Source organism: Devosia sp. (genome assembly GCF_028290625.1).
Lineage (GTDB): Bacteria > Pseudomonadota > Alphaproteobacteria > Rhizobiales > Devosiaceae > Devosia.
On record NZ_JAQGJM010000060.1, the window covers coordinates 1 to 4,647 of the forward strand.

The 4,647-nt window shown below is 67.0% G+C and carries 2 protein-coding genes; both read right to left on the reverse strand.

Annotated features, from left to right (window positions below; genetic code table 11):
- Positions 1 to 1,254, reverse strand: a 1,254-nt coding sequence (locus tag JWR51_RS23970) for a hypothetical protein (RefSeq protein ID WP_299753667.1), incomplete at its 3' end; no start/stop codon positions are given.
- A 106-nt stretch (positions 1,255 to 1,360) separates the two neighbouring features.
- Positions 1,361 to 4,630, reverse strand: a complete 3,270-nt coding sequence (locus tag JWR51_RS23975; RefSeq protein ID WP_299753669.1) for a MopE-related protein — start codon at positions 4,628 to 4,630, stop codon at positions 1,361 to 1,363.
- Positions 4,631 to 4,647 lie beyond the last annotated feature (17 nt).

Sequence of the window (4,647 nt, forward strand, 5' to 3'; positions counted from 1 at the left end):
AGCCGCCGTCGGCTCGCACACGCTCGACTGACACGTGCCGTTGACCGTCGCGTTCGCGGCGTTGACCACGGTGCACGCCGCGTTCTCGTTCATCGCCGTACAGGTCGGGGTGCTCACCCGACCCGCGCTGCACTGCGTTCCGGCGCCATCGGCGCGGCACTGCGTGGCACCGGTGAGCAGACACTTGCCGAGCCGGTTGTTGGAGCACGCCGTCCCCTTGGTGAAGCCTTCATCCGCGATCAGATCGCAGTCGTCATCGAGGTTGTTGCAAACCTCGGTCTTCACCGCGTCGGCGAGGATCTGGCTGATCGCGAGCTGGAGGCTCGCCTCGTCCTGCGCGTAAAAGCCTTCATTGACTCCGGCGACGTTCGGCGCGCCGCCGGCCTGCGCGAGCGCTTCGATCTCGGCATCGCCGACCGGCTTGCCAAACCCGATCGCCTTGGTCTCGACGCGATAACGGCGCGTGACGCCGCCGATCGTCTTGTCGGTCGTCAGCAGCGAGGTGGCAGCGTTCGTTGCGTTCGGGTTGAACGCGACGCAGGTCTCGTCACCGTCGGTGAGCATGATCACGATGTACGGCCGGCACTGCTCGAGGCAGCAGCAGTTCGCGCCCGTGCATCCCCCGGCGTTGTCGCAGGTGTTGATGTTCGAGTTGCACGTCGACGACATCGCGCTCGGGCGAGGCAGGAAGGCGAGGTTCGTTGGATCGGCAGCGATCGGATCGAACCCGGCAGTCCCCATCGGCCAGATCGTCTGGTTCGCCGCCTGGTTGCCGAGCCAGTATTGCTTCGAGCCGACGAGCGAGCCTGCGATCGGCGTGTTGCCAGCGGTCTCCCAGATCTCGGGCTCGGTGCCCGTCGCGTTGCACGTGTTCTGCACGCCGTTGGTCCAGGTCGCCGACTTCGCGTTGTCACCGTCGAGCGGCGCGAGGAGCTCGAACATGTCCGAGGTCCCGTTGCACGTCGCGCTGCCAGCGTTACCGGCGCCGGTCAGCGTGCACGACGGGTACGTTCCGCCCATCACCATGCGAAAGCGCGCGAGCGCGAACATGATGTCGCCGAAGCTGTTCACGATCCGGTTGATCGCGCACTTCGCGTGATCACGTCGGCTGTCGTTGCCGCCGCAGCTCGGGATTCCGGATCCCGTCGCGTCGTCCATCGACCCCGACGTATCCATGATCAGGACGACGTACGGCTTCAGCGGTTCGTTCGCCTGCGCGCGCGCAGGTGACGAAGCGAACACGACCATCAGCATGGCTACCCCTAGCCACGCGCACAGATTTCTCATGGTCTCGACATCATAGAAGGCTCGCGCGGCAATTGGAAATCCCCGTCGCGTAGCCGTTGGGGTAACTGTGCCCCTACACGTCGGCGTCAGGCGTCTCAGAACGGCGGCGACGGCCAACGACCAAGAGCAAACCGATCCCGAGCAGGAGGGATCCGCCAGCGTCTCCGGAGGTGCTGCACCCCCCGCCACCGCCGGTGGTGACATGGGTCTCGACCCCGGCATCCGGAAGGAAGTCCGCAGCGTCGAAGCACGTGCCGCCGAAGCACTTCTCACCCTCGGCGCACTTCACGTCGAACACCTGGCACGGATCGTCCTCGCACGCGCCGCCGTTGTACGGGTTGCACCACTGGCCGCCCGGGCAGACCACGAACTCACACGGGTTCGCGATGCAGCCGCTGTCGTCCTGCTGGCAGAACTGACCACCGGGGCACGGCGGGTCGCACGGATCCGCTTCGCACGCACCGAGGCGGCAGCGCTCGCCGGGCGGGCAGTTGACGTCCGCGCAGCTGCCGTAGCACTGGCCCGCGACGCAGGACTCGCCGGTCGCGCACGTCACGCCATCGCACGGGTTGCCGATGCATGCGCCGTTGATGCAGTTCTCGTTCGCCGCGCACCGCTCGGGGAACGTCTCGCAGGTGTCGGGCCGGCACTCGCCGGTCGGCAGGTAACAGATGTTCGGCGCCGCACAGTTGTGAACGCCCGGGGCACACGCCGAGACGCACTCCTTGTCGCTCGGGTTCATCGCCTTCGGGCGGCAGATCTGCTTGTCGCCGGCGACGTCGGGGCACGTGAAGTTGAAGCACGGGTCCGCGAGGCAGAACCCGCCGATGCACGACTTGCCCATCGGACATGCGAACTCACCAGGGATGCACTGGAACGCGCACTGGCAGTTCGTACACGTCGCGCCGGTACCGCACAGCGCACCTTCGTCGACCTGCCCGTTGCAGTTGTCGTCGAGACAGTTGCAGCTCTCCTGCCCGACCGGATCGCCCTGGCACAGCACGGAGCCGTTCTCGCACGACTCGTGCGAGTTGCACTGGCCAGCGCCCGTGCACGGACAGTCGTCCGCGTTGCCGGCGATGTTGTCGAGGCCGTCGGGGTCGGTGCACAGCCAGCCCTCGTCGACCATCATGTCGCAATCCTCGTCGACACCGTTGCAGGTGGTGTCGACGCCGGTCACCAGGGTGCAGGTCTGCACGCCGTTGACGCACACCAGGTTGCCACCGCAGCTGTTGAGCGAACAATCCGCCGGCTGGCAGGAGCCCATGTTCGGCATGCTGGTCGGGTTGTCGCATTCCGGCGTCATCGCCGGGCAGTTCGCATCCGTCGTGCAGGTCACCGGCGGGGCCTCGTCGACCAGACCATCGCAGTCGTCGTCGAGGTTGTTGCAGACCTCGACGCCTGGCTCGATCTCCTGGACGCACGCGGTGAACGTGCCGCCGCCGTTGCTGGGGCACGTGCGGTTACCCGGGTTACATACGCACTGCGCGCCGAGCGCTTCGCACGCCGACGCTGGGTTGCCGCCGGGGTTGTTGCGCGGATCGAACGCCGGGAACGTGTCGCAGCGCAGGCCCGCGCGCGAGCCGCCGACGCACGTGCGCTGACCGGCCACGCCGCCGGTGCAACCGCCACCGGGGCACGTCATGTTCGAGCAGCTCTGCTGGAAGCCGTCGATGATGCCGTCACACGTATCATCCAGGCCGTTACAGATCTCGGCCGGCAGAGGCGTCGGCGCGTTGCACGCGCCCTGCACTCCCCCGACACACGGGCGAACCCCAACGCAGGTGCCGGTCCCGCACGGCAGCGCCGTGCCCTCGTCGACCAGGCCATCGCAGTCGTTATCGCCGCCGCCGCAGACCTCGGTGCTCGGGGAGCAAACACACCCGGTGACACCCTCGTCGATACGGCCGTCACAGTCGTCGTCGATGTTGTTGCAGCCCAGCGCGATCTCATCGGGAGCCGCCGTCGGCTCGCACACGCTCGACTGACACGTGCCGTTGACCGTCGCGTTCGCAGCGTTGACCACCGTGCAAGCCGCGTTCTCGTTCATCGCCGTACAGGTCGGGGTGCTCACCCGACCCGCACTGCACTGGGTGCCCGCGCCGTCGGCACGGCACTGCGTGGCACCGGTGAGCAGGCACTTGCCGAGCCGGTTGTTGGTGCATGCCGTACCCTTGGTGAACCCTTCGTCGACGATCGTGTCGCAGTCGTCATCGAGGTTGTTGCAGACCTCGGTCTTGATCGCGTCGTCGAGGATGTTCGAGATCGCGAGCTGCAGGCTCGCTTCGTCCGAGGCGTAGTAGCCCTCGTTGCCGGCGAGATTCGGCTCGCCGCCGGCCTGCGCGATCGCTTCGATCTGCGCATCTCCGGGGTTGATCCCGAAGCCGATCGGCTTGGTCTCGATCCGGTAGCGACGGCCACCGAGGTCGGTGCTCAGCAGCGACGCCGCGGCCGACGTCGTGTTCGAGAACGTCGTGCAGGTCTCGGCGCCGTCGGTCAGCAGGATCGTGATGTACGGCCGGCACTGGCTCGCGCAGCAGTTGGACGTGCATCCGGGAGACGAGTCGCAGCCCTGCGGGAGAAACGAGGTCGCCGTCGGATCGTTCGCGATCGGTGCAAACCCGGGCGTGTTGCTCGGCCAGATCACGGTGCTGTCGGTCGCCTGGGCGCCGCTCCAGTACCGCTTCGCTCCGTTGAGCACGGCTGCGAGCGGCGTGAACGTGTACGGGCTGACGCCCCACAGCTCGGGCTGACCGCCCGGCGCGATCGAGCAACTGTTGCAGATGCCGTCGGTATAGGTCGCGGCTGCCGCGTTGTTGCCGTCGATCAGCGGGCTCAGGATCTCGAGCTCGCGATCCGCAGCCGTGCAGTTGCCGTAGCCAGCGGCGCAGCGTCCATTGATGCAGCTGCCGGCGTTTGTGTACGGGAAGCACTGGCTGTTCTGGGTGCAGGCGTTGCCGAGCCCCACGCTCTCGTCACAATCGCCGCAGTACGCGCCCTGCGTGCTGCATTGATCGCCGCCCGTCGGTGTCGGCAGCGTCACCCCGACGTTGCCGTCGAGGTCGAGGTTCGCATCGCACGACGTTGCGAACGTGCCGTTCGTCGTCTCGCGGAACCGTCCGAGTGCGAACACCATGTCGCCGTAGCTGTTGACGATCTTGTTGATCGCGCAGGTCGCGTGATTGAACCGGAGGTCGGCCGTGCCGCAGCTCGTCGGCCCCGATCCAGTCGCCACGTCCATGGACCCCGACGTATCGAGGATCATGACGACGTACGGCTTCAACGGCTGGTTCGCCTGCGCATACGCGTGCGAGCCCGTGAACACGATCGAGAGCGTGGCCATTGCCAGCGCCGCACACG

Excerpts from the sequence above, each read along its gene's own strand:
- JWR51_RS23975 (WP_299753669.1), bottom strand. The coding sequence starts at position 4,630 with ATGGCCACGCTCTCGATCGTGTTCACGGGCTCGCACGCGTATGCGCAG.